Here is a 20,307-nt window from a genome sequence, read left to right on the forward strand (position 1 = left end):
TCCCTCAGGTCGTCGTCGTTCGGTAGCGGGCGGCATGGCCATGCCCCGACGCGTCCGACGATCTTGATCCTTGCCGATACCGACCGCACAAGAGCGATCGCCTCCTTCGGAGAATTTCATGCGCATAATGTTCGCGGCGCTTGCCGCATCCGCCCTGATCCCGACCGCACTCCCGGCTCAGGATGCGCCGGGCACGCCGGCGGGCGCGGAAGCCCTCGCGCTGTTGACGAAGGGGATCGCGTTCAGGACCGTCGAGGGGCAGGGTCAGGTGCCCGCCTATGCCGCCTATCTGAAGCAGCAACTGGTATCGGCCGGCTTCGCCGACGCCGACGTGTCGTTCGTCGCGATGGGCGACACCGGCTATCTCACGGCGCGCTATCCCGGTCGCGATCGCAAGGCGAGACCGACCGTGGTGCTGGGTCACATGGATGTGGTGCAGGCCGATCCGAAGGACTGGACGCGCGATCCGTTCACCCCGGTGATCGAGGGCGGCTATGTCTTCGGCCGGGGCAGCCTGGACAACAAGGCCGGCGTGTCGATGGTGGTCGCGACGCTGATGAAGCTGAAGCGGGAAAAATGGGTGCCGCAACGGGACCTTGTGCTGGTCCTGACCGGCGACGAAGAAACCACCATGAAGACGACCAAGGCCGCCGCCGCCGCGTTCAAGGGTGCGGGACTGGTCCTGAACGCCGACGCGGGTGGCGGAGCGCTCGGCGAAGACGGCCGACCGATTGCCTATGGTTTGCAGGCGGCGGAGAAGGTCTATGGCGACTGGCACCTGACGATCACCGATCCCGGCGGTCATTCCAGCCGCCCCGGCCCCCGCAACGCGATCGCCAGTCTGGCCGCCGCGATCACGCGCATCGCCGCCTATCGCTTTGCGCCCCAGCAGAACGAGATCACCAAGGCATCGCTCGCGGGCACCGCCGCCGGCATCGCGGGTCCGTTAGGGGCAGCGATGAAGGCGTTCGCCGCCGATCCCGGCGACACCGCCGCCGCCGATCTGATCTCCGCGGACCCGCGCTATGTGGGCCAGATCCGCACGACCTGCGTACCGACCATGTTCAACGGCGGCCATGCGCCCAATGCGCTGCCGCAACGGGCGATGGCGAACGTCAACTGCCGCATCTTTCCCGGCACGCCGCGCGCGGCGATCGAGAAGACGCTGGTGGAACTCGTCGCCGACCCGACGATCACGGTGGAATTGTTCGACAACGGCACGATCGAAGCCGGGGCATCGCCGCTCGACCCGCGCGTGATGACGGCAGTCAAGGCCGCCGCGGCGAAGCGGGCGCCGGGTCTGCAGGTGCTGCCGCTCCAGGAACCGGGCGCAACCGACTCGATGCACTTCCGTGCCCTCGGCATCCCCAGCTTCGGCGTCGGCGGCGTCTTCATGAAGCCCGGCGACATCTTCGCGCATGGATTGAACGAACGGGTGCCCGTCGCGACGTTCGACCCCGGCATCGTCTGGTGGGAGGGGCTGCTGAAGGCGTTGGGATGATCGGCGCAGAGCCGCCTCGCGCGTCGCGGCTTCCGAAGCGATCCGCCGCGCGTTGAACGCTGATGCTGATGGCTATCCTTCTCGCCGGTGCTGCCGCGGATTTCGACCCCTTTCGCTTTTTCATCGGCCGGACGCGGGGTGAGGCGCAGTTGAAGGTGATCCTGCGCGCGCGTGTCCCGGTGGTTGTGCGTGGCACCGGCCATGTGGACGGCGACACGCTGGTGCTCGATCAGGTGGTCCAGGAAGGCGGCAAGCCGCCCCGCACGCGGCAGTGGCGACTGCGCCACATAACGGCTGGTCGCTACGAAGGCACGCTCAGCGACGCGCGCGGACTGGTGCGGGGCGAAGTCGACGGCGCGCGTCTGCACCTCGCCTTCACAACCGACAAGGGCTTCAAGGTGCAGCAATGGCTGACACTCGCCCCGGATGGACGTTCGGCCGCCAACATCCTCGAAGCGCGAAAGTTGGGGATCAAGGTCGCTACCCTCCAAGAGCGGATCACCAAAGTCGATCCCTGACGTCCGGCGATGCCCCGCGACCCTCGTCGGACCGGCGAAGCGATATCCCTTCGAAGCGAATGATGATGGACGCCCGGACCGGTGACGTCGGCGCCGACCCCCGTGACCCGGTCGAGTCCATAAGATCTACGATTCGCCGCCGAAGCCGGTCTCGACCACCCGAACACCATGCCGCTCGCACGCCTCGCGCAGCGTTGCATCGGCAAGACGGTCGGTCACGAGATGGTCGATCGCCTCCAGCGACCCGACGCGGACCGGTGCGGCGCGGCCGATCTTGGAGCAGTCGGCGACGAGGATCACCTGCCGCGCGTGCTGGATCAGCGTGCGTGTGACCTGCACCTCGTCCACGGCGAAATCGAGCAGGGTACCGTCGGGGTCGATCGCCGATGCGCCGATCAGCGCGTAATCCACCTTGAACGAGCGGATGAATTCCATCGCCAGCGCGCCGACGACCGCGCGGTCGCCTTGCCGCACCTGACCACCGACCACGATCATGTCGATGCCCTCGCAGCCGTTGAGGATGTCGACGACGTTGAGGTTGTTCGAGACGACCATCAGGTCGCGGTGATGCACCAGATGACTAGCCACCGCCTCCGTCGTGGTGCCGATATTGATGAAGAGCGATGCGCCATTCGGGATCAGCCCGGCCGCTGCCTTGCCGATCGCGGCTTTCGCGCCCGTGGCGACCGTACGGCGAGTGCCGTAGTCGATATTGTCGACGCCCGACGTGACGATCGCACCGCCATGCACGCGCGACAGCATCGACCGGCGAGCCAGTATGTTCAGGTCCTTGCGGATCGTCTGCGGGGTGACCTCGAACCGGTCGGCAAGGTCGTCCACCGCGACGCTGCCGGCATCGCGGGCGAGCGCCAGGATCTGCCGATGCCGCAACGCGATCGCGTCGTCAGCGCCGGCTTTGTCCACCCCATTGTCCGGTTCGATCGCGGCCATGCGCCTTCCCTACGATGCGGGCGGCAGGGGTGCCGCCAGTATCCGGCGGTCGACGAGGTAGGCGTCGATCCGCTCCGCGGTGCCGGGCGGAACGTGCAGGCCCAGCTTGCTGCGCCGAAACAGGATGTCCTCCGCCGTGGTCGCCCATTCGTTCGCGACCAGATAGTCGATCTCGCGCGCATGCAGCCCCGCGCCGAAATCCTCGCCGAGATCGTCCTCCACTTTGGCATCGCCGAGCAGCGCATCCGTCCGCGTCCCGTAAGCGCGGGCCAGCCGCCGCAGCATTACTGCGGGCATCGCCGGGTAACGCGTCGTCAGCGTCGCCAGATACCGGCCGAAATCGGCGTCGGGCATGTCGCCGCCGGGCAGCGTCGCATCCTCCGTCCACGCTCCACCCGCAGCGGGGAAGAACCGCGCGAGTTCCTGCAACGCATGTTCCGCGAGCTTGCGATAAGTCGTGATCTTGCCCCCGAACACGCTGAGCATCGGCGCACGATCGTCATCGCCGTCGAGGTCCAGAACATAGTCGCGCGTCACCGCGGAGGCGTCGGCGGCGTGATCGTCGTAAAGGGGCCGGATGCCCGAATAGGTCCAGACGATGTCGTCCTGCACCACCGGCCGCTCGAAATAACGGTCGACCGTTTCCAGCAGATAGTCGATCTCGCCCTGATCGATCGTGGACCGGCCGGGTGCGCCCTGCCACGCTTCGTCGGTGGTGCCGATCAGGGTAAAATTCTCCTGATAGGGGATCGCGAACACGACGCGCTTGTCGGGGTTCTGGAGCAGGAACGCATGGCCCCCGTCGTACAGGCGCGGCACGACGATATGGCTGCCCTTGATCAGCCGGACGCCACGGTCGCGGCGCGCGTCCGGCACGGTGCCGAGCACGTCCGCCACCCAGGGTCCGGCGGCGTTGACCAGCGCGCGCGCGTGAATATCGCGGCGGCCACCCTCGTCGTTCTCAATCGTGGCGATCCAGCCGGCACCCTCTCCGCCACGCCGGGCCGATACGAGGCGGGTGTGGGTCAGGACCGCCGCCCCGCGATCCGCGGCGTCGCGGGCGTTCAGCACGACCAGCCGGCTGTCCTCCACCCAGCAGTCCGAATAGACGAACGCCTTGGGATTGCCCGGCTTCAGCCCGTTGCCGACCGTGTCGCGGTCCAGCGCGACGGTGCGCGTCGCCGGTAGCCGCTCGCGGCCGCCGAGATGGTCGTAGAGCAACAGGCCAAGCCGGACGAGCCACGCCGGACGCGGCGAATTGCTCTGCGGCAGCACGAACTCCAGCGGCCAGATGATGTGCGGCGCCATGCGCCACAGCCGCTCCCGCTCGATCAGCGCCTCGCGCACCAGCCGGAACTCGTAATACTCCAGATAGCGCAGGCCGCCGTGGATGAGCTTGGTCGAGGCCGAGGAAGTGTGGCTGGCGAGGTCGTCCTTCTCCACCAGCAGGACCGACAGTCCGCGCCCGACCGCATCGCGCGCGATCCCGACGCCGTTGATGCCACCGCCGACGACCAGCAGGTCGACCTCGTCGAACGCGGATGCTGTCTCCTGAGCCACGCGGCACCTCTCTCGCGCCGGACCTCCGGCAGGTTCGAAACAGACATGGCGTCGTTCGTTCGAACTTTCAAACGAAACTGTTGACGCTCGTCCGAAACGGGTGGCTATATCCGGTTAGGGGCAGCGATGGCTCCGGGGGAGGACGCGGGCATGACGGGGCGGATGGCGTTGCGAGGCGAGTTGATCTCCGAGGCGCTGGCGGTGGCGATCATCATCACGCTGGGCGATTCCGCGGCGGCGATGCTGATCCTGTACGACCCCAGCCCCTATGCGACCGCCTATTGGGGCGTGTGCATCGCCTGGGGCCTGGCGGTGACGCTCGCGATCTTCGTCACCGGCGCGGTGTCCGGCACGCACGCCAATCCCGCAGTCACGCTGGCGCTGATGCTGTTCCGCGACTTCCCGCGCCGCAAGGTACTGCCCTATGTGGCGGCGCAGATCGTCGGGGCGATGATCGGCGCGGCGTTGGTCTATCAACTGTTCGGCCCGGTGATCGAGGCGTTCAACACCGCGCACGGATTGACCCGCGCCGGCGGCGGCGCGGCGGGCGTGTTCTTCACCGCACCGGGCGCGCACATCACCCCGATCCATGCCTTTTGGGACGAGGTCGTGCTGACCGGCATCCTGCTGCTCGGCATCTTCGCGATCACCGACGAATTCAACACGCAGGCGCCGATGGCGAACGCCAGTGCACCGATCATCGGCCTGCTCGTCGCCTGCATCGGCGCATCGGCCGGTTTCCTGGAGGGATGGCCGATCAATCCCGCGCGCGACTTCGGTCCACGGCTGTTCTGCTGGTTGATGGGCTGGGGCGACTCCGCTTTTCCCGGCCCCGGCAACTACTGGTGGGTACCCATCGCGGGGCCGCTGGTCGGCGGCGTCGCGGGCGCAGCGGTCTATCATTATCTGGTCAGGCCCTATTTGCCGCCCCGCGCGGCTCGCTAGACCCCGGATACGACAACAAGGAGAGCGACGTGGCCGGCCTGAAGCACATCCTGGCGATCGATCAGGGCACTACCTCCACCCGCGCGATCGTATTCGATGCGGAAACACGCGCGGTCGCCACGGCGCAGAGCGAGTTCACCCAGCATTATCCCCGCCCCGGCTGGGTCGAACACGACCCGGAGGATATCTGGCGCGACACGCTGGCGACCGCACGACAGGCGCTGGCCGAGAGCGGCGTCGATGCGGCGGGGATCGCCGGGATCGGCATCACCAACCAACGCGAAACCGTCGTCGTCTGGGACCGCGCGACCGGCGCGCCGATCCACAATGCGATCGTCTGGCAGGACCGGCGCACCGCCGACCTGTGCGCGCGGCTGAAGCAGGAGGGGCACGAGGCCGCGGTCCGCGCGAAGACCGGGCTGCTGCTCGATCCCTATTTCTCCGCGACCAAGCTGGCGTGGATTCTCGACCATGTCGACGGCGCCCGTGATCGCGCGGATCGCGGCGAACTCGCCTTCGGCACGATCGACAGCTTCCTGTTGTGGCGGCTGACCGGCGGCACGGTTCACGCCACCGACGTGACCAACGCCGGACGCACGTTGCTGTACGACATCCATGCCCAGCGCTGGGACGAGGCGCTGTGTGCGCTGTTCGACGTGCCGATGGGCCTGCTGCCCGAGGTCCACGACAACAGCCATATCTTCGGCCACACCGCCGAGGGTCTGTTCGACGCCGCGATCCCCATCGCCGGGATCGCCGGCGACCAGCAGGCGGCGCTGTTCGGACAGGCCTGTTTCGAGGCGGGGATGGTCAAGTCCACCTACGGCACCGGCTGCTTCATGCTGCTCAACACCGGCGAGGAAGCGGTGGAGTCCGGCCACCGCCTGCTGACCACGCCCGCCTATCGGTTGAACGGCACGATGACCTACGCGCTGGAGGGATCGATCTTCATTGCCGGCGCGGCGGTCAAATGGCTGCGCGACGGCATCGGCGTCATCACCCATGCGCGCGAAACCAACGACATGGCGACGCAGGTGCCCGACAGCCACGGCGTGTACATGGTGCCGGCGTTCGTCGGCCTCGGCGCGCCGCACTGGGACCCCGACGCGCGCGGTGCGATCTTCGGCCTGACGCTGGGATCGACGCAGGCGCATCTGGCGCGCGCGGCGCTGGAGGCGGTCGGGTACCAGACGATGGACCTCGCGGATGCGATGGTCGCGGACGGCGGCGATCCGCCGGCGACGATCCGCGTCGACGGCGGCATGGCGGCGAACGACTGGCTCTGCCAGTTTCTGGCGGACATGCTGCAGGTCGCCGTCGAACGCCCCCGGCATCTGGAGACGACCGCGCTGGGCGCGGCGTTCCACGCCGGTCTGGCGACGGGCGTCTGGGCCGATCTCGACGCGCTGGCCGCGACCTGGGTGCGCGGCGACTGTTTCGAACCGAAGATGGACGCGGAGTCCCGCGCGACGCTGGCCGCCGGTTGGCACGCCGCATTGGCGAAGACGCTGACCGGGACCGGACGCTGACGCTGCGGCGCGACCCTTGAAGGAGGTAATCGGAACGACTATCCAGCCGCCCCGGTGCTTCCGGTAGACTTGGTCCCAAGTCATTGGGAGTTATGCCATGTACGCCGTGGATGTTGGTGGGATGCGGTCGGTTGCACCGACCTATAACCCGGTTCCCTCGCCGCCCGTCGATACCGCCGTCACCGATGCCGTCGTCGCGACGGTACAGGCCGGAACCCGCTTCGGTCCCGAACCGGTCGGCGCGATGGCGTACCAGATCGGCGAGAAGCTGGCCGACCCCGACCTGACCCAGGCGCAGAAGGACGAGTATGTCGCGCAACTGGTCGACCTGACGCACTCACCCGGCTGGTCGGTGCTGGACAATGGCAAGACGGTGCCGGAACTGGTCACGGCGGCGCTGGAGCAGGTGGGGACCGGCGACGGGACTCAGGAGTCCGCGGATCTGCGCGATCAGGTGAGCGCGGCGGTGGGCCGGGGCGTGGAGGCCGGGCGCATCGACGTGGACGACCTGTACGGGCTCGTCGATCCGGCGGTGAACCCGTATTCCGATGGCGGCCGCCAACTCCTGTCCGACGTCACGGATGGCCGCATGCTCAACCAGGTCGCCGGTCGCCTGCTCGACGACGCCAAAGCCGCTGGTTATGACGTGAACGACTATCAGGACGGCCCCGCATTGCTGGTGGCGGCGGGGGACGTCGCCAACATGGCCGCAGGTCACGGCATACCGGCCAGCGCCAACGCCGTGGTTCGGGAGATCGGTCGCGTCGAGGCGGACGGCCCCGTCGCAGGCGACATGACCCTGATCGACGCGATGAGGACCTTTACCGCGACCGGCCCGTATTCGTCGCTCGTCGCCCCCGATCGCAACGGGTTCGATGTGCTGGCAGGTCTGATCAACGCGGCCAATCCCAATGCCCCGGGTATCCAGACGACCACCGATTCGATGTTCGCGACCCTCGTTCGCACGGGCCAGTCCGGGTCCGAGAACGGCAACGGGCTGGGCGAGCTGGGAACGTATTTCAACACGAACATCTCCCGTCTGAACGAGAGCGGCTGGCGCTACGACAGTGCGGAAGACGCGCGCGAGAACTTGGTCCAGGACTTCGTGTCGAAGGTGATGCTGGACGCGGACTATCCCCTGAAGGATCAAAGCGTCGCGGCGATCGGAACGGAGATGGACCGACTGGCCGGACAGTTGCAGGACCCCGCCCTCTCCGATGACCAGCGCAGCGCGGCGGCCACCGGCCTCGGCGAACTGGTCGGCTCCGTAAAGGGTGGCGCGAACGACTTCTTCGACGCCAGCAAGGAGAGCAAGGACGCCAAGATCGACGCGATCCGCTTCTTCTCGGACAAGTTGACCGGCTTCGTGTCGAGCAAGGCGGGACCGCTCGGATCGCTGATCGACGCCGGCGTCGATGCCGGATGGAATGCCGGGTCGGCCGCGCTGGACGAGGGAATTCAGAAGGACGTTCGCGACGCCCTGGGATCGTTCTACGATCAATCGAACCAGTTGCGCGTGGCGATCGGCGACATGAACGACGCCACTCTCATCAACGCCTACGATCAGCGCTATGTGGAGCATGTGCCGGACGAGTGATCCGGCCCCTGTCGACCTTTTCGTCTCGCTGGACCGACGCGAACAGACCGGGTCGATGACCTGATCGGCCTCGCGTCATCCTGTTTCGCGACGAGCGCGCTACGCGCTCACGCCTCTGCCTCGGCGACCAGCGTCCGCTCGTCGACCGGATCGTACCGCGGCACGATGAGGTGGACGACGAGCAGCGCGACCAGATAGGCCGCGGCGGCTACGAGGAAGATCGGCTGGAAACTGCCGACCGTCTCCAGGATGATGCCCGCATATTTCGCCATCAACATGCCGCCGATCGCGCCCGCCAGTCCGCCCAGGCCGACGACGGAGCCGACCATCCAGCGTGGAAAGACATCGCCCGGCAACGCGTAGAGATTGGCGGAAAACCCCTGATGCCCTGCGCAGGCGAGCCCGATCAACGCGACCGCGACCCACATCGACGGTGCCGCCGTCGCGAACGCGATCGGTACCGCGCACAGCGCGCACACGAACATCGCCGTCTTGCGCGCGCGGTTCACCGTGATGCCCCGCCCGATCAGGCGCGAGCTGAGCCAGCCGCCTCCGACCGAGCCGATATCGGCCAGCAGATAGACCGCCACCAGCGGCGGACCGAATTCCCGCAGCGACAGGTTGAACTGGCGCGAGAAGAAGTCGGGGAGCCAGAACAGGAAGGTCCACCAGATCGGATCGATCAGGAAACGGCCCATGATATAGGCCCAGCTCTGCCGCGTGCGCAGGATCGTCGACCAGCGCACCGGCCGCGGCGGCACCTCCGGTTCGGACTGGATCCAGTCGCGCTCCTCGCGGCTCAGGGTCGGATGATCGGCCGGGCGCCGGTAAAAGCGCCACCACGCGAGCAGCCAGACGATCGACAGCGCACCCGTGACGATGAAGGCGGCGCGCCAACCCAGCCCGAGTGTGACGACGATGAACGGCACCAGCAACGGCGTGACGATCGCACCGACGTTGGAACCGGCGTTGAAGATGCCGATCGCCAGCGCACGCTCGCGTTTCGGAAACCACTCGGCGGTCGCGGCGAGTGCGGCCGGAAACGTCGCGGCCTCGCCCGCTGCCAGCGGCAGCCGCGCCCAGATCATGCCGGATGTCGTCGTGAAGGCGATGTGGAGGACGTGGCCGACCGTCCACAACGCCACCGCCGCCGCATAACCGACGCGCGCGCCGACCCGGTCGACGATGCGACCCGACACGACATAGGCAAGGCCGTAGACGAGCTGGAAATAGAGCGCGAGATCGGCATAGCCCGTCTCGGTCCAGCCATAGCGGGCCGACAGATCGGGCTTCAGGACCGAGATGACGAGGCGGTCGATATAGCTGAGGACCACCGCGAAGAACAGCAGCGCGCACACGATCCAGCGCGTATTGCCGCCCGGTCGGCGCGGCGCGGCATCCGCCTCGATGGCGGCGGCTACCCCCTGCACGCCCCGCCCGCCTCGTCAGCCATGGGCATCGGCATGAGCGCCGGCATAAGCGCGGGCCTCGCTGTCGGAGAAAAGGGGGCCGGCCCGAAAGCCAGCCCCTGCAAGTACCTTGGGAGAGGTTCCAAGGATCCTAGAACCGGCCACGGATGCCGACGAGCAGCGTTCGACCGGGATTATATTCGTTGAAGGTCGCGTTGCTGAACTGGAAGTAGCTCGACTGCGCTTCCTTCGTGATGTTGATCACGTTCACGACGAGCGTCGGCAGATACGTGTTGCCCAGGATCTTGCCGAGATCCAGGTTGCCGGAGAAATCGAGCTGCCCGTAATCGCGCCCGAAGATCGCCGCTGCCGGGATACCGTTCTGGTTCAGCGACGAACCCTGCGATCCCTCGTTATAGGTGTAGGTCAGGCGGGTAGAGAGGCCGTTGCCTTCGTAATAGCCCGTCAGCGTATAGGTCGTCGGAGCCACGCCCAACGCGATCGCGGGCGCACCGGCCCCCTCGCCCTTCTGATCGATCAGCGTCAGATTGCCCTGAAAACCGAAGCCGCGAACGCCGATATACTGGGTCAGGAAGTCGAGCGGCTGCGTCAGCTGGAACTCCAGTCCGTTGACCTTCAGCTTGCCGTCCGCATTCACCTGCTGCTGGATCTGGATCAACGCCTGTTCGGGCGCGACGCCGGTTCCCCGGACACGGTCGATCAAGGCCTGCTGCTGCGCCTGCGTCAGCGATCCGAAGGTGATCCCGAACGGCTCCAATGTCGAGAAGGGCACCGTCGTCAGGCCGTTGACCGTGAAACCCGTGATCGACTTGCGGAACGCCGCGAACGCGATGACGCCTTCACCCCCGGTGTAATATTCGAAACCAAGGTCGAGGTTGTCGGAGATGTACGGGTTGAGGGCATTGTTGCCCAGCGTGCCGACGTCCGCCGACGGCTGCACGAAACTCGCGCCCGGCAGCAATTGGTTCGGGTCCGGTCGCGTCAGGGTCCGCGAGATCGAGCCGCGCGCGACGGCCTTGGTGCCGAAGCTGTAGGCGACGCTCGCCGACGGCAGGAAGTTGGAATAGAGGCGGTTCGTCTCGGTGAAGTTCACCTGCACCGGATAACAGGACCCATCCAGCGCGAAACCCGGGCTGACACCGGGACACGTCACCCCGCCACGCGTGTTGCGCGGATCGGGGATGGTGGTGCGCCCACCCACGATCTGCTGGGTACGAACGTAACGGACGCCGCCGTTCAACCGGATGGTGTCGTCGTCGCCGATATCGAAGATGCCGTTCGCCTCGACGAACGTTCCCGTCACCTTTTCCCGGATCAGGCCGCCATTGGCACCACTGCTGCCGGCCCCCGTCTCCGTCGCTCCGGCCAGGAGCGCGTCGTAATTCGTCGCGCCCTTGAACTTGTCCCAATCGACGGTGACGAAGCCGTTCGGGCCGGGCAGCAGGTAACTGCCGACCGCTGCGGTGGGAATGAGGGAACCCGCATAGACCAGCGGCGGCGCGCCAGCCGAGAAGCCGGTGCCGTAAGCCGCGTAGGTGGGATAGCCGGGAGGTGCCGCGGAGCCGGGAAGATTGGCGCCGTCGCACAGCGGTTGCCGGTTCGGGCCGGGCAGGACGACGTTGGGATTGTTGCCGCAGATCGCCGCCTGCCACGGGTTGGTGTTATCGAACGGCGTGATGCGACGGCTGACATCGTCATACGCCGCACCGACGCGAACGCTGAAGCGCTTCTCGTCGCCGAACAACAGGCTGCCGCGGATACCCTTCGTTTCCGTATCGCGCTCTTCGCCGTTCAGGTTGACGCGGCCGCCGCCCGCCCAGCCGAAGCTCGCGGGATTGTTGAGGTCGACGTTCGTCGTCACCGACGGAATGCCGCCGTCGTTCGTGTAATTCACCGTCACGCCGCTGCTGGGCGGCGTGATGACGAGCACCGTCGGGCTTTCGCGACGGAAATTGCTCTTCGTGTAATTGGCTTGCAGATCGCCCTTGATGGAGTCGTTGACGGTGAACTCCATCCCCGGATTCACGCCCCAGTAATCCTGACGATCACGGTACGGACGATATTCGAGGAAGAACTGGGAGTTGGCGAAAGTGCCGCCGGTGACCGTGCAGCCAGCCGCGCAATCGGCTTTGTCGTAGGTCGTGTTCAACGGGATCGCAGCGCCGTTGCGGACCGCCCAGTTCATCGCCGATCGGTCGAAATCGGTGTTGCGCTTGGCGTACATGCCGTCGACGTAGAAATGAAGGTCGTCGCTCGGCCGCCATTCGAGCGACACCAGCCCGTTATAGCGGGTCCGCTCGCCGATCTCGGTCCGCGGGCGGCTGAGGCGCGGCAGCAGCCCGTTGTCGATCTGGTCGATCGTCGCGCCCGGATTGCGCGCCAACAGGAACGCCTGGTCGATGACCGTGCCCGGGACCAATCCGTTGCCGGCGTTGGCAGGGACCGTCGCCGGGATCGTGAAGTTACCGCCACCCGTCGCGTTGCGCGTGCCCGAACTGCTCTGCGCGGCGGTCAGGTTGGGATTGGTGAAGCCGATCGTTTCATACCCGTTGACCTGGAACCGGTTCTTGACCGCGGCGCCACCGACCAGGATGCCGAAATTTCCGAACGTGGCGCTGGCGAGCGCATAGCCGCGATAGCCCCATTTATCGGCCGTGCTGACCTTCGATCCCTGCAAGCCATAGCTCAGATACGGCTTGGGATTGTCGAACGGCCGCGCCGACCGCAGATTGACCGTGCCCGCGGCACCGCCTTCGAGCTGACTGGCGATGGGTGATTTGCTCACCGTCAACTGCGTGAACAATTCGGTCGGGATCAGATCGAGATCGACCTCGCGATTGGTGCTCTGCGCGTCGAACCGGACCGATGCGATCGCGACCGGCGCGCCGTTGAGCAGCACGCGCGTGAAATTGGTACCCAGCCCGCGGATCGCGACATTGGCACCCTCGCCCGTCACTTCGCGACTGATCGTGACGCCGGGGATGCGGTTGACCGATTCCGCGATGTTGGTGTCGGGGAACTTGCCGATATCCTCGGCGAAGATCGTATCCGTGAAGCCGATCGAGTTCTTCTTGGCGTTCGCCTGGCTCTGCAACGATGCGCGATAGCCGGTGACGACGATATCCTGATTGCCGGTCGCCGAGGGATCGGCCGCTGCGCCGTCCGTCGTGTTGATTTCGGTCGGAGCCGTGTTGCCGGCGCCGTCCTGCGTCGTTGCCGTGGGGACCGTCGTGGCGCTGCTGCTGGAGGCCGCTGTGGGAGCCGACTGGTCGGCCGGGGGTGTCGACGTGCTCTGCGCCAGGGCCGGCCAGGAGGCGGTGCCCAGCAGGAGGGCGAGCGGCGTGCCGACGTGGCGGAGTGCTGATCGGGTCATGGTTGTCCTCCCCTGTGGAACGGCTGGCAGCCATTAACTGGCTGTCCTGCGATGCATCTATGTTAGCGCTACCCGAAATCGCATGTCAACAGGCAACCTGTCCAATCTAAAGTATGTGTATGACACCTTATCCAAGAAGCATCAGCTACCAATGGAAGAGCGTTCCATCCTCCAGCCGGTTCACGGGCAGGTATGCGCGCGCATAGGGGTAATCGGCTGCCAGCGTCTCATCGATCTCGACGCCCAGTCCGGGCGCATCTCCGGGATGCATCATGCCGTCCGTATAGGTGTAGGCGTGCGGGAACACCGCGTCCGTCTCGGCGGTGTGCGGCATATGCTCCTGCACCCCGAAGTTCGGGATCGACAAACCGACATGCAGCGCCGCCGCCATTGCCACGGGCGACAGGTCGGTGGCGCCGTGGCAGCCGGTGCGGACTTGATACAGGTCCGCCAGCGCGGCGATCCGGCGCAGGTGCGTGATGCCGCCTGCATGAACCACGGTCGCGCGGATGTAATCGATTAACTGGTGCTCGATCAGGTGCTTGGCATCCCAGATGCTGTTGAACACCTCGCCCACGGCGATCGGCGTCGTCGTATGCTGGCGGATCAGCCGGAACGCCTCCTGGTTTTCGGCTGGCGTCGGGTCCTCGATCCAGAACGGGCGGTATGGCTCCAGGTCCTTGCCCAGCCGCCCCGCTTCGATCGGGGTCAGCCGGTGATGGACATCGTGCAGCAGGTGCACGTCCCAGCCCAGCGCCTCCCTCGCGGCCGCGAACAGCTCCGGCACGATGCGCAGATAACGCTCCGTCGACCAGCGGCTCTCGGCCGGCAGATCAGCGTCGGCGGGTTCGTAGCGCTGCCCCGGCTTCGCCACGCCGTAGGTGCTGGCAAGCCCCGGCACCCCGCATTGCAGGCGGACGGCCTTGTATCCCTTTGCGATCTCGGCCTTCGCAACGGCAATTGTATCCGCGACGGTGGTGCCGTTGGCATGCGCATACACCATGCAGCCGTCGCGGCTCGCTCCGCCGAGCAACTGGTAGACCGGCAGTCCCGCCACCTTGCCCTTGATGTCCCACAGCGCCATGTCGACCGCGGCGATCGCGGTCATCGTCACCGGCCCGCGTCGCCAATACGCGCCCTTGTACAGATACTGCCAGATGTCCTCGATCCGGTGCGGGTCGCGCCCGATCAGGCACGGCACGACATGCTCCGACAGATAGCTTGCCACCGCCATCTCGCGCCCGTTCAGCGTCGCATCTCCGACGCCGGTGGTACCGTCGTCGCATGTGATCTTGAGGGTCAAGAAATTGCGCCCCGGACTGGTGACGATGACGCGGGCAGAAACGATACGGGGCATGGCGGAATGGGGCTCCAGACGACATCGTGATCGGGCGATGTCTGCGACCGACATCGTGCCCCGCGATGTGTTGCCGTTTGGACCTACACGTCAAGCGATTTGGTCTGTCACATCACGGCACGATGTGTGGCTAGTGCCGTCAGTAGAGCGTTGCGCCGATGGTCGGAACACGCAATGTTGGCATCATGGCCCAATCCGACAAACTCTATCGCCGCATCACCGACGGCATCCTGCAACGCCTTGCGGCTGGGGAATTCGAGATTGGCCGCCGTCTGCCGACCGAGCGCGAGATTGCTGAGCACTACGCTGTCAGCCGCACGACCGTTCGCGAAGCGATGGTGGCGCTCGAAATGATGGGCGTCGTCGAGATGCGGAAGGGGTCCGGCATCTATGTTGCCGCGCTACGCCTTCCCGGCCAGGAGGCCGAGACGCTCGACATCGGTGCATTCGAACTCCTCGAAGCCCGACGCAGCATCGAGGCGGAAGTGACAGCGTTGGCCGCTCTGCGCATCGGCGATACCGACCTCACGCGATTGGAGGCGTTGCTGGTCACGATGACCGATCCGGATGTCGCCGTCAGCGAACGGGCCGATCGAGATTTCCATTTCGTCATCGCCGCAGCGACAGGCAACAGCGCAATGATCGCCGTCGTGGCCGATCTCTGGGCCATGCGCGATCGATGCGATCTTGCAAGGACGATACACGAGCGCGCGCGGGGCGGTGGCGAACTGCTCCGCGTCGAGGAGCACCGCGCCATTCTGGACGCGTTGAGGTCGCATGATGCGGATCTGGCGCGGGCCGGAATGCGCCGACATCTCGACGCCGTGATCGAACATCTTCTGGCAAAGACGGAAAACGAGGAAGTCGCGGCCGTGCGGTTGCGCAGCGCGCATCTCCGCCAGCGGATCTTCGCCGGCCATCGTGCCGCGTGAACCGGACCTCCCGGCCTCGGCGGTTCGCAGGCCCCTCCGGCAAGGCGCTCCCGCGGCTCGCCAGGCGGATCGATGCTGGTCGCGGAGAGTGACGCCATGTCACGTCCGCCTTTCTGACCCTGTCTGCGCAAGGAGGCTCAGCATCACAGCTGCGGCTCTGGCGCAACACTGCGGCCGGCTGATTTCCCTATCGTTTCCCGATAGTTGCAACTCCCGACAGGTCAATTAATGGCGCCGCCCTTGCCGCGTGGTGCGGCAGAAGAGGGATGACGAATGAAGACGGTTTTAATGGCCTTGATCGCGCTCGCCGGTGCTGCGCCGGCCTACGCTCAAAATGTGGGTACGACATCGCCGTTCGACGGCGTGCGCATCGAAGGTCGCGTGGGCTGGGATCGCCCGGTCGCCAGCGTAGAAACGGATGACATCGAGGCCAATCAGGGCAAGAGTGGCGTGGTGTACGGCGGTGAGATCGGGTTCGACGTTCCGCAGGACACGATTATTCTCGGCGTCTATGCAGGTCTCGAAGGTTCGAGCACGAAGTCCTGCTTCGAATTTTATGGTCGCGACGAAGCGTGCGTTCGTGCCGGGCGGAACATCACCGCCGGGGCGCGGGTCGGCGTCCAGCTGGGCGTACGCACGATGGTCTATGCCAAAGGCGGCTATTCCAACGGCAAGCTGAAGGCGTCTTACGTCGACTTCGACGACGCGCAGAACAACCTGCGGTACCGCCCCAATCTCGACGGTTTCCACCTTGGTGCTGGCGCGGAGGCGAATGTCAGCGCCAACGTCTACGGGAAGCTGGAATATGTCTACACCAACTACAACGCAGGCCGTCTCGACAATGGCGATTTCGGCTTTACCGCTGATCTCGAACGCCATCAGGTCGTCGCGGGCGTTGGCATCCGCTTCTAAAGCGCAGCTGCGGACGATACGGATCCTGTCTGCAAGCGCGTAACGGCCTGATCCTACGCTCGAACGGCACGTCCTCCGCCGTCCCCGCGGGCCGATCGGCAAGCAGACGGTAGAGGACGATATCGGGCAGCTCTGCGGCTACGAGCGAACGATGTCACCGGCCCATTTCAAAGCTCGCCGGACGGCTGATCGCACATACCCAGCCCAGGATCGGCACCGCCGCCGTGACCCCGAGCGCGGTGGACCTGTCCGCGCTCGGCCAACGGTCCAGCGCGATCGTCGATCAGGCCGGCAACTTAGCCCGCTACGGGATGGACGACGTGGCCGGTGCAGGCGTGCGCAGCGGCGAGTCCGTGACATTGCAGGCCCCGCGCACCGTAACGTTTCCCGATGGCGGGTCGATCACCTACGGCGCGCTCGACCATCTCGGCCGGCCGACTGGCGTGACCGTGCACATCACGCCGGACATGATCGGTGCGGGCACGCACGCCAACGCTTCGATCCTGCCCCCCGGCTGGAGCGGCAACGGCATTCTGCACAACGAGGCCCGCAGCCATCTGCTCGGGCGTCAGCTCGGCGGATCGGGCGACCTGACGGAAAACCTCGAAACGTTGCAGCAAGCGCCCGCCAACAGCCCGGTGATGAGCGGCTTCGAAGGCCAGATTCGCCGCGTGGTCGAGGGTGGTCAGGCGGTGGACTACCTCCCCACGTCGATCTACCTCGGCGACGAACTGGTGCCGCGCGGCATCACCCTGGATGCGCAGGGAACGGGTGGTTTCGACTGGTATGTTAGGTGCTGAACCCTGCGAACAAGCCCCTACCCTAATCGAAGGCGATGACGGATGACGATCGAGCGGCTGAGTACGGTCCTGCCTCCGCCCGGCGACGATCGCCGACCGTCGACCACCGACTGGCCAGCGGTGGAGGCTGCGCTCGGCACCTCGCTGCCGGGGGATTACCGGGCCTTCGTGGAGCGTTACGGGGTCGGGCGGATCGCGGGCTTCCTGTGGGTGTTCGTGCCGGGCGCCGGTCACGTTACGATCGATCTGCTCGCGCAGGTAGTCGTGCAGCGCGAGGTCTTGTGTGAACTAGCGGCGTCGGGAGAGACGATCCCGTTCGCGAGCTATCCCGAGCCCGGCGGGTTACTGGCGGTAGGCATGACCGACAATGGCGATGTGCTCCACTGGAACACGACGGGGCTCACGGACGATTGGACGATCGTGGTACAGGAGGCACGCGGCCCCTTTTTCACATCCACGGATCAGGACCTGACCGGTTTCCTGGCCGGAGTACTGGATCGTACCGTTCGCTGCCCCGCCTTCCCTGATGACTTCCCGAACGATGCGATCGCATTCGAAGCACAGTAGAACTCGCAGTGCGGGAGAGCCTTAAGAATGGGAGAATCACACAGTGGCTGCATGGGACACCATCCGCTCCAAGGCCGAAGCGGAGAATTTGCGGAACGAGGGCCGGCTGGAGCCGATATTGCTGATGCCCGCAAAATTTGGCGGCGTCGCCGATGCTGCGAATGTCGTGCTGGTACCGCCAACCGCGCGTGAGGAACGCGACGGCTCATCGCCGAGGTGCTCGATCTCGTCCGCGCCGGTGGCGCGAACCGCCTGTCCGTCACCCCGGATTATCGAGGCGACAGTCTGATCCTATGCGCGCTGGCGATTAACGCTTGGCGAGACGGCATGCCCACCTACGAGCGTCGGATCGCGATCTGGTAGCTTGTCTCTTTCGGCGATAGCTGTCGCCAAGCAACACGCCGTTCGCTCGACCCAATCATTCTTCCAATCAACCATAGCCGGAGTCTCGGCCGCCGGACGGCCAAGCGCATCGGCAGAGCCGGCGTCCGCGCAGCCGCTGGAGGGTGCGAGCATCCCGAAGAGAGCGTCGTCAAAATATGGGCGTCACCAGCCGTGGCTGGAACCAAGCTCCTATCGAACGCCTAGCAGACGCGGGGCAGCACTACGCCGGGTCACTGCCTATGCCTCGTTCGACACCGGCCGGCGCATCACTAGCGGAGGGAGGTGAGCCAACGAGTCTGCCCAGCACAAGCTTGTATCATGAAGAACCTACACTCCGAAGAGGTTCTGACCACCGGGTTGGTGGGAAGCAGAGAGCGGCTCGCGCGAGATATCGGCGGGTAAATGCCGGCGGCCGAGCTACCGATCCGCACGATCGGCTTTGGCGCGATGGGTCAACAGGAACGTGGTACGTCGTCCGTCAGGCATATCCCGAAGCATTTTCACCATTCTGGTTGCTCTCTCCAGTGTGCAACCGTCTCGACCTGCCGGTACGTAATAGTGGCGGCCCAGGGCCCCCATGTCGCAGACCGGCTGGCCAGCGGCCGATGCCTCGATGTCGAAGTGGCCGCCGCCTGCCTTCATGACGTATAGCGCGCCGCCGACGAGCCCCGGAATACCGGGGTTTGCCAGGCAGAGCGCGGCCGCGACGCATGCGAGGCCACTGATCGGCCAGCGTCGGTCGGCGAGGCGCATAGCGGACTGCACGATGCAGCCGGCGGACACGATTGCCAGCATAACGAGCGGCGTCGCGCCGGATGTCGCTTCGGGGATCCAGAAGATAGCCACGTGGAGCCAGATGTCGGACCAGAGCACGAGCCACACCATTGATACGAACGCCCATGTGCCTTGGAGCACGAGCCTCGCCAGAAGCGCGGAGGGACTGATGCCTCCCGTTTCGATCTCGCATTGACGGCATGCGCTCGCGGCGACCAGCGGGACGAGGACCACGGCGAGCGGCAGTCGCGGATCGATCCAAGGCACCATCAGGATGGCCGAGGCGCAGGCCGCCATTCGTATGTGCATGAGGTGGCGCGACGCACCCCCGGCCGCGGGCGGCATCTCCCATCGGGGGAGGAGGAACATGCCGAGCACGCACGCTATGGCCAATGTGCAATATACCGCCAAACCCAGCAGAGGCGTCGCATCGGTGGCCACCTCGCCGCCCCCGGAGGGAAGGCCAAATATCCCTTTGTACGCGCCGACTGCGGCCCAAACCCCGTACAGCGCAAGGGCACCCAGAAGCGCATGCCTGCCCGAGAGTGCGGCCATGCCGCCGCGCAGCCATCGTCGCGCGGCTACCACATCGGCTTCAAGAAGACGTTCGTCGAGGAGGATGATCTGTTCGGCACGGCGTGACATGCGAGCATGCTGGACCCGGTCGCACGACTGCGCAACAGGGGCGTGTACCAATCCAACGGCGTACGGATTTTCCAGGACTACATCGTCGTCAGTTACTCGCCATCTAACGGCGATCGACACTTCTCCGGGTTTCGTGACTCCTGTGCTTCGAAGGCACTGTCAGAGGTTGAGCACAAACCTAGAGCGACCCTGATCTTACGGGCAGAGCCGGTTCACTCAGGAGTATTGCCGCACTCGGGCTGTTACCAGCTATGCTAGACGTAAGGCTGATCGCCCCCCCCCCGGGGGGGGGCGCGGAGGAGCATTGTCACGGGCTACAGGCGCCTACCACCTGAGTACTGGCCGGATACAATGCCAATGCTGGAGAGTGTCAGACCCGAACGCTAAAAGTCCGGCGGCAGCGTTGTGCTGATGCGGACGGTCGTGGCGGTTTGGTTGGCTGCTGGTCTGGTGTGTTGGTTGCGGGGACAGGATTTGAACCTGTGACCTTCAGGTTATGAGCCTGACGAGCTACCGGGCTGCTCCACCCCGC

General features: G+C 65.8%; 16 protein-coding genes. 10 read left to right on the forward strand and 6 right to left on the reverse strand.

Translation table 11 applies throughout. The features are described from left to right. Positions 1-118 precede the first annotated feature (118 nt). Entirely contained in the window at positions 119-1,501 is a 1,383-nt protein-coding gene (locus tag ILT43_RS16790) for a M20/M25/M40 family metallo-hydrolase (protein WP_204200140.1), read from the forward strand. A gap of 68 nt (positions 1,502-1,569) precedes the next feature. Beyond that, positions 1,570-2,019, forward strand: coding sequence for a DUF3833 family protein (locus tag ILT43_RS16795; protein ID WP_204200141.1), 450 nt, complete (start codon positions 1,570-1,572; stop codon positions 2,017-2,019). A gap of 126 nt (positions 2,020-2,145) precedes the next feature. On the opposite strand, the gene ILT43_RS16800 is transcribed toward ILT43_RS16795, so the two are convergent. Both ILT43_RS16800 and ILT43_RS16805 read right to left on the reverse strand, forming a co-directional pair. Further along, positions 2,146-2,970, reverse strand: coding sequence for a DeoR/GlpR family DNA-binding transcription regulator (locus tag ILT43_RS16800; RefSeq protein WP_204200142.1), 825 nt, complete (start codon positions 2,968-2,970; stop codon positions 2,146-2,148). A 9-nt stretch (positions 2,971-2,979) separates the two neighbouring features. Continuing rightward, positions 2,980-4,530, reverse strand: coding sequence for a glycerol-3-phosphate dehydrogenase (locus tag ILT43_RS16805; RefSeq protein WP_204200143.1), 1,551 nt, complete (start codon positions 4,528-4,530; stop codon positions 2,980-2,982). Between the two features lie 126 nt (positions 4,531-4,656). Between ILT43_RS16805 and ILT43_RS16810 the strand changes: the two genes are divergently transcribed. The 3 genes from ILT43_RS16810 to ILT43_RS16820 all read left to right on the forward strand — a co-directional run bounded on the left by ILT43_RS16810 (position 4,657) and on the right by ILT43_RS16820 (position 8,601). Continuing rightward, entirely contained in the window at positions 4,657-5,475 is an 819-nt protein-coding gene (locus ILT43_RS16810; RefSeq protein WP_204200144.1) for an MIP/aquaporin family protein, read from the forward strand. 29 nt (positions 5,476-5,504) lie between these two features. Further along, a complete protein-coding gene (glpK, locus tag ILT43_RS16815; RefSeq protein WP_204200145.1) occupies positions 5,505-7,004 on the forward strand; it encodes a glycerol kinase GlpK in 1,500 nt (499 codons plus the stop codon). Between the two features lie 97 nt (positions 7,005-7,101). Continuing rightward, positions 7,102-8,601, forward strand: coding sequence for a hypothetical protein (locus ILT43_RS16820; protein ID WP_204200146.1), 1,500 nt, complete (start codon positions 7,102-7,104; stop codon positions 8,599-8,601). A 107-nt stretch (positions 8,602-8,708) separates the two neighbouring features. Here the strand turns inward: ILT43_RS16820 and ILT43_RS16825 are convergent, their stop codons facing one another. The 3 genes from ILT43_RS16825 to manD all read right to left on the reverse strand — a co-directional run bounded on the left by ILT43_RS16825 (position 8,709) and on the right by manD (position 14,761). Beyond that, entirely contained in the window at positions 8,709-10,031 is a 1,323-nt protein-coding gene (locus ILT43_RS16825) for an MFS transporter (protein ID WP_204200147.1), read from the reverse strand. Positions 10,032-10,161: 130 nt separating this feature from the next. Continuing rightward, positions 10,162-13,404, reverse strand: a complete 3,243-nt coding sequence (locus ILT43_RS16830; RefSeq protein WP_204200148.1) for a TonB-dependent receptor — start codon at positions 13,402-13,404, stop codon at positions 10,162-10,164. Between the two features lie 145 nt (positions 13,405-13,549). Next, positions 13,550-14,761 carry a D-mannonate dehydratase ManD gene (gene manD / locus ILT43_RS16835; protein WP_204200149.1) on the reverse strand — a complete coding sequence of 404 codons (1,212 nt, stop codon included), beginning with the start codon at positions 14,759-14,761 and terminating at the stop codon, positions 13,550-13,552. 185 nt (positions 14,762-14,946) lie between these two features. Here manD and ILT43_RS16840 point away from each other — a divergent pair, with 185 nt between their 5' ends. The 5 genes from ILT43_RS16840 to ILT43_RS16860 all read left to right on the forward strand — a co-directional run bounded on the left by ILT43_RS16840 (position 14,947) and on the right by ILT43_RS16860 (position 18,261). Then, the gene (locus tag ILT43_RS16840; protein ID WP_204200150.1) at positions 14,947-15,693 is read left to right on the forward strand and encodes a FadR/GntR family transcriptional regulator; all 747 of its coding nucleotides are present in this window, start codon (positions 14,947-14,949) and stop codon (positions 15,691-15,693) included. Between the two features lie 273 nt (positions 15,694-15,966). Then, on the forward strand, positions 15,967-16,605 hold the full coding sequence (locus ILT43_RS16845; protein WP_204200151.1) for an outer membrane protein: 639 nt from the start codon (positions 15,967-15,969) through the stop codon (positions 16,603-16,605). Between the two features lie 224 nt (positions 16,606-16,829). After that, complete coding sequence (locus ILT43_RS16850; protein ID WP_204200152.1) at positions 16,830-17,405, forward strand: DNA/RNA non-specific endonuclease; 576 nt, start codon at positions 16,830-16,832, stop codon at positions 17,403-17,405. Positions 17,406-17,447: 42 nt separating this feature from the next. Further along, positions 17,448-17,972 (forward strand): SMI1/KNR4 family protein, encoded by a 525-nt coding sequence (locus ILT43_RS16855; RefSeq protein ID WP_204200153.1) that lies wholly within the window; start codon positions 17,448-17,450, stop codon positions 17,970-17,972. A gap of 43 nt (positions 17,973-18,015) precedes the next feature. Further along, a complete protein-coding gene (locus tag ILT43_RS16860; RefSeq protein ID WP_204200154.1) occupies positions 18,016-18,261 on the forward strand; it encodes a hypothetical protein in 246 nt (81 codons plus the stop codon). Positions 18,262-18,773: 512 nt separating this feature from the next. Here the strand turns inward: ILT43_RS16860 and ILT43_RS16865 are convergent. Continuing rightward, positions 18,774-19,775: a hypothetical protein gene (locus ILT43_RS16865; protein ID WP_204200155.1), complete on the reverse strand. Its 1,002-nt coding sequence runs from the start codon at positions 19,773-19,775 to the stop codon at positions 18,774-18,776. Positions 19,776-20,307: the final 532 nt, after the last annotated feature.

This window comes from Sphingomonas longa (assembly GCF_016892685.1).
GTDB classification, from domain to species: domain Bacteria; phylum Pseudomonadota; class Alphaproteobacteria; order Sphingomonadales; family Sphingomonadaceae; genus Sphingomonas; species Sphingomonas longa.

Bases quoted from the DNA above. Each gene is read 5' to 3' on its own strand.
- ILT43_RS16830 (WP_204200148.1), bottom strand. From the start codon at position 13,404: ATGACCCGATCAGCACTCCGCCACGTCGGCACGCCGCTCGCCCTCCTG.
- ILT43_RS16820 (WP_204200146.1), top strand. From the start codon at position 7,102: ATGTACGCCGTGGATGTTGGTGGGATGCGGTCGGTTGCACCGACCTAT.
- ILT43_RS16800 (WP_204200142.1), bottom strand. From the start codon at position 2,970: ATGGCCGCGATCGAACCGGACAATGGGGTGGACAAAGCCGGCGCTGAC.
- manD (WP_204200149.1), bottom strand. From the start codon at position 14,761: ATGCCCCGTATCGTTTCTGCCCGCGTCATCGTCACCAGTCCGGGGCGC.
- ILT43_RS16865 (WP_204200155.1), bottom strand. From the start codon at position 19,775: ATGTCACGCCGTGCCGAACAGATCATCCTCCTCGACGAACGTCTTCTT.
- ILT43_RS16795 (WP_204200141.1), top strand. From the start codon at position 1,570: ATGGCTATCCTTCTCGCCGGTGCTGCCGCGGATTTCGACCCCTTTCGC.
- ILT43_RS16855 (WP_204200153.1), top strand. From the start codon at position 17,448: ATGACGATCGAGCGGCTGAGTACGGTCCTGCCTCCGCCCGGCGACGAT.
- ILT43_RS16810 (WP_204200144.1), top strand. From the start codon at position 4,657: ATGGCTCCGGGGGAGGACGCGGGCATGACGGGGCGGATGGCGTTGCGA.
- ILT43_RS16845 (WP_204200151.1), top strand. From the start codon at position 15,967: ATGAAGACGGTTTTAATGGCCTTGATCGCGCTCGCCGGTGCTGCGCCG.
- ILT43_RS16790 (WP_204200140.1), top strand. From the start codon at position 119: ATGCGCATAATGTTCGCGGCGCTTGCCGCATCCGCCCTGATCCCGACC.
- ILT43_RS16840 (WP_204200150.1), top strand. From the start codon at position 14,947: ATGGCCCAATCCGACAAACTCTATCGCCGCATCACCGACGGCATCCTG.